General features: G+C 42.5%; 2 protein-coding genes and 1 pseudogene. 1 reads left to right on the top strand and 2 read right to left on the bottom strand.

Features of this window, described 5'->3' with window-relative positions:
- Positions 1-169 precede the first annotated feature (169 nt).
- Complete coding sequence (locus F6K37_RS33710) at positions 170-706, bottom strand: hypothetical protein (protein WP_008181158.1); 537 nt, start codon at positions 704-706, stop codon at positions 170-172.
- 2,324 nt (positions 707-3,030) lie between these two features.
- Positions 3,031-3,342, bottom strand: a pseudogene (locus tag F6K37_RS33705) (hypothetical protein); the annotation flags it as partial.
- Positions 3,343-3,433: 91 nt separating this feature from the next.
- On the opposite strand from F6K37_RS33705, the gene F6K37_RS33700 reads away from it, so the two are divergent.
- The gene (locus F6K37_RS33700) at positions 3,434-3,709 is read left to right on the top strand and encodes a hypothetical protein (RefSeq protein WP_008181161.1); all 276 of its coding nucleotides are present in this window, start codon (positions 3,434-3,436) and stop codon (positions 3,707-3,709) included.
- Positions 3,710-4,121: the final 412 nt, after the last annotated feature.

Here is a 4,121-nt window from a genome sequence, read left to right as displayed (position 1 = left end):
CCTTTTTCTATATAGTTTATTACTTTTTTTCTGAAATCTAGACTGTATGGCATTGCTGTCAGTTATTGAAAATATACCCTTTTCATTTTACCTCATCACCGTCTTATCCTTAATTGAAACAACTATAGTCAAAGTTTCAGCGTTAACGAGGGTGCTATTGAGATCAGACTTAAAAAATAACTCTTCCTAGCTCAACTCCACCAAACTCGACGATATTGCTTGAGCTTCTCCGAACCAGGGAAGTCTGCACATAGTAGTAGTAATTGAAATGGTCAAAGGTATGACCTGATTCACTACTGGTTGAACTTCCCTGGAAGGTATAAGCAGTTTCGCTTCTGGTATCCGAATTAAAAACTAATCCAGAGACAGTATTAACAGCACCATCACGCTTTCTAATGCGTCGTAGTGCTGCTGTGACACGAGCATTCGTACTTCTTCCCGTCGAATCACGGTAGGAAACACTAATGTTGTTGGCACTTTTAACATTAACAGACACTGGACAAATGACAGTAATTGAACCGGTTTTTCCTGGTTTGAACTTAATCCGTCCCGCCGTGATCAGATAAAGGTCTTGTTGTATAGCAGAATCAATGGGAACACATCCTGCTCCATCCATCACCCAATCAGGAACCTGAGCCAGGGCTTTACTCGCACCAAATATTGTAGTCTGGGCCAATAAAGCTCCGATTAATAGTGCTTTTTTCATGTTTATTTCCTCATCACAACTTGCTCAAGTCAATCTGGGATGCACCTATATAGTTATCACCCAAGTCTTTCCTTTTTACGCAAGAGGATAAATTTCACCTAGAGCAGGGGTGGAGGAATCAGAAAACTCACCCCCCATCCTCTCATACCTGATTAGATATACAGATATAGCAGAAGTCAGAAGTCAGAAGTCAGAAGTCAGAAGTTAAACTCAAGCCAAACTGTAGTTTGAGACTTTTGTCATGTCCTAATTACCCTGGCGACTGCTATATATACAGAGTATGCGATCGCATTCGCTAGTTTTGCGTTGTTTATTTTGCGTTGTTTATTTTGCGTTGTTTGTTTGGCGTTGTTTTTGAATGAGTACACACAGCTTTTGAGATATCCTGCATCGATCCCTTTCCCCAAAAAAAAATAAGAGAGCCGTCTTCAAGCTCTCTTGATCATCAGGGTGCATCTACCAAAAAATCCGGGAACGTGAGAGCCTCCCTTTTTTAAAGGGAGGATGAAACGGTTAGAAGTTACCGTAAGGATAGGGTCGCCTTATTACAAAAAATTTAACCCTTTTATGCAAGAGAGATTGGCCGTAGGCCACGCGGGGCGCGTTCACCCATAAAGGCGACCCTATCTATCGGTTTCGTCTCCGGACGCGACGGGTTTTAACCCGCCGTATCCGTTAACTTGGGTTCGGGTAGTCTGGCTATTAAGCTTGAGATCAATTCAGACTGAGTCATTCCGGAGACGAAACCGTAAGAGTGGGTCGCCTGGCTACCCTCTTCAAGGCGCGCGTCTGTGCCCTCTCTTACGGTAACTTCAAGCCGCGCCGTTCGGCCTCTTGTTTTAGTTGTCGTTTCTCGAAGCTAGTAATCCTAATCATTAGTCTTTCGGTTTTCATTTAGTCAAGTCATTGAGGCAGAAATCTGCTAAGATTATAGTAATAAACAAGTATTACGTCTTACCTTGACTCCGACAGCCTCTAAAAAAAATGGTGAAAAACCCAAATGATGGAAACCGTCAAAAAAAAGAGGTATGACGTGAAATTGCTAGGCAATTGATGCCAAAAAGTAGCCACACAGTTAGATTAAATTCTGACCAAGGTGGGTAGGGGAGTTTGACACTCCCACATCGGTTTATACCGAACAAGAAGTGGAGAGGCGCGGTTTCAACCCGCCTCGTAACAACCTTGTAGAATCCCCCGTGTTTTAACCGGGGGAGATGTCAAATAATCACAATATAGCAGATTCAATGAGGGGTGTCACCCCTCATTTTTATTTTGCCAAATTGCTGTGCCTTCCACTTCCAGTTAACCATTGGCACTACCTAGGACAGGTGATGAGAAAATTTAATCAATTTTGGACAGATTTTCCCTTAGAGCGTTGGTCAACTAATACAAGCTAACAAAATGCTGAACATATGAATCAAACGAAAATCTATATCATCCCATGCCCTAATTTACCCATTTACCCCTATACCCATGATCAAATTCGATTCCGGAAGAGTTACTGAGGGTGGAATATTCTCCAATCAATTTAATAAAGGACTTAGACACCAAGACCCTTAAAACCCGGTTTCTCTTATCAGTCAAAGGCTGAAATCGGTGTAATTACCATCAATAACCTGGTTTGGGGCGTAAGTCCTATAGGATTTGTCCAATGTTACGAATTCATAGGCTTTTTAAACAAAGTTTAAGTTAAGCAAATTTCTCTGAACAGAGCCTACCAAAAGTTCGGCCAAGTTGATACATTCATAAATAGGCACACAAACCAATCGCAATTCAGGACTGTGCCTCCTGTCCTGAAAAACTTACAGCCCTAGAAACTTAGTCGTAGAGATTAACAAGACAGGTAGGGTAGGGTAGGCGTTAAATAATCATGAATGGGAGTAATTCAGTTTAATTCCCACCTACTCAAGACAACTAAAACCATGTCTAGCCCTAATTGGTCGATGTTTTAACTAGCTAGTGCTCATGATCTGAAGTATCTTTATTCAGCGTCTTAGGCTAGCCAAACTGTTAAAACATCAAAAGCCAAACCACTCAGGAAAGTAAGTAATGGAGGAATATACTTTTTTGTTGAGCGTCGGCTGTAAGACTCTGTAAACCCTAGCTAGATATTTTGTTGAATAAGTATAGCCATGAACCAGGTACCGTTACCTGGTTCATGTTCGTTTTAGCCACTATCAAAAAAAACCTAACACTTTACTAATTAGAACAGCCACCCCTTTTTCAGCTCGATTGGCCTCTTGTAGGGCGCGTTATGCTACCGCTAACACACCAATCTAATACGAGATAGATGATCGAGCTGTCTGCCTGTAGAATTGAGATCGCTATTCCTGCATCCCGGCATACAACAAACGTGCAAATAGCCGTACCCCATCATCCTGCTTCAGCTCTTCATAGGAGGGGGGCTGCCGCAAGCCCACCACCCGCAGATCTGCCAGCAATTCGGGATGAAACTGACAGGTAAACGATCGCCGAACGGTTTTACTTTCAAAATCTCTGTAATTGATGCAAGTCGCAGAACACTCTGTCAAAACCTCATCATCATCCGCCGTCGAGCACAAAATTTCAACAGCATCAGGGAGCTGGATCAGCCAATACAAAGCACTATTTGCCACAATATGAAGGCTGGGAATGAGAGTCGATCACTTTTTCGAATGGCTGCCCCTTGCCCCATTCACAGCTGGGATTCTCGGACAGTAAAGAGCGAGTCGATAGAGGATTAGACGAATGGCGATCGGCCAAAAACCGTCCCAAAAGAATGTGAACGGACTCAAACTGAGAGCCACTATAGCTCAGATAACCTGGCTTGAGTCGCCAGTTACTGGGTACCGAGTGAGTAATCATAAGAATAATTTCACATTCTCTTCAGTATCTTTGTCTTCTGGAACCCAACAAGAATCGGTTCCTAAGAAACCAAGTCTAATGGCCTTGAGGCTAGAGGTGCGACACCGAATACCAGGTAAAAACAAATTACAACACCCGCCAGAAGTTATGCTGCGGTAAATGGTGTGCGATTTGCTGGCTTTAAATCAGTATCGATAAGCATTTAAGTAAAATATCATACTCAGGGACAAGTGGCAAGGTTTCGCGCCTTAACAACTGAATAACCGTGAGGGTGGTTGATGGATTTCTGTTCCTGTCATTATTATAATTTCATACTTATCCCCTTGTTTATATAAATACACCATCCAGAGTCGAAACTTGCTTTCTTAAAGCCAATTCAATTTGTTGTGCCTTCTCAGACAACCTCTGAGAAGTATCATTTGCTACATAAAAGCCCCCGTGGGTCTAGGCTGTTCACTCTAGGACTTGATTGATGGGATGAGTTCATGCATAATCTGTGTGAAGAGGTTGCCAGGATCTGCCCATGATACAAGGATACAAAAGCTCAATTGAGCGTCTGGCCAATTTATTT

The sequence above is a fragment of the Moorena sp. SIO4E2 genome, assembly GCF_010671945.1.
Classification (GTDB): Bacteria; Cyanobacteriota; Cyanobacteriia; order Cyanobacteriales; family Coleofasciculaceae; genus Moorena; species Moorena producens.
Note: the sequence above shows the minus strand (reverse complement) of the source record. Positions and strands in the feature narration are given on the sequence as shown.